Raw genomic sequence first — 1,155 nt, forward strand, 5'->3', positions numbered from 1 at the left:
GCTGAATTCAACTTGCAAATGCAACAGAATTCTGATTAATAATTTGTTTAAATTTTTCGTTTGGCGTGAGGTATCCAAGTCTTTTACGAGGTCGATTATTGAGTTTATTTTCAATCCACTTAATCTGTTTGTTGGTTACTTCACTAAAGTCCTTACCCTTTGGGATATACTGCCTGATAAGCCCGTTGGTGTTTTCATTGGCACCACGTTCCCATGAGTGGTATGGTTTGCAAAAATAGAATTTTATTTCCAATTTTTGCGCAATTTCCTCGTGCTTTGCAAACTCCTTTCCATTGTCAGCCGTAATTGTGTGTATTAAGTTTTTCACTTTCCGCAGTGCCCATACTGCAATCTTAGCTACCGGGATGGCTTCTTTTCCCGACAACTTGCGTATCCAGACCCTGCTTGTTGCTCTGTCGTTAATGGTAAGAATGGCACCTTTGTGGTTCTTACCAATAATTGTATCTATCTCTAAATCACCAAATCTCTCCTTCAGTTCCACTATCTCGGGACGCTCATCAATATCCACCCTGCCTGGGATAAATCCTCGCCCTGCATTTTTAGAACCACGTTTGGCATACCTGCGACCTTGTCTGCGAAGATATTTGTGCAGTTTGCCACCCCGCCGCTTATCCTCCCAAATCCAGCGATATATCGTTTCGTGAGATACCATCGCAATTCCCTCCAAGCGGCTCCTGCCGACAATCTGCTCCGGGCTGAATCCTTTCTTCAACAGCTTTATTATCCGTTTTCTCATTGCCGGTGTAAGCACTTCCTTGCGATGTTTTTGCTGCTTGCGCCTGTCTGCTTTTCGCTGGGCAAGCTCCATGCTATAGCTACCACTTCGGGCGTCGCAATTGCGCTTTATCTCCCTGTAAACAGTGCTTTTATCTACTCCGATAGCTTCCGCTATTGCTTTTTTGCTCATCGGTATTTGCAACATCATAGAAATTGCATACCTTTGTTCCTCGGTTATATGTTTGCTCATCTGCAACTTTTTTTTCTTTGGACGGACAATTAAAGCAAAGATAGCAAACTTTATCCATTCAGAGTGAGAGAAAGGGGGACATTGTCTCTCTTTCCTCTCTGAAAAATAAATGTTTTTATTGCTTATTATCCGCACCCAAAAAGTTGCATTTATAAGTTGAATTCAAG

Annotated in this window: 1 protein-coding gene; it reads right to left on the reverse strand. The window is 42.3% G+C overall.

Features of this window, described 5'->3' with window-relative positions:
* Window positions 1-7 precede the first annotated feature (7 nt).
* Window positions 8-988: an IS30-like element IS4351 family transposase gene (locus H4K33_RS16325; protein ID WP_005794072.1), complete on the reverse strand. Its 981-nt coding sequence runs from the start codon at window positions 986-988 to the stop codon at window positions 8-10.
* Window positions 989-1,155: the final 167 nt, after the last annotated feature.

This window comes from Myroides sp. WP-1 (assembly GCF_014145635.1).
GTDB lineage: Bacteria > Bacteroidota > Bacteroidia > Flavobacteriales > Flavobacteriaceae > Flavobacterium.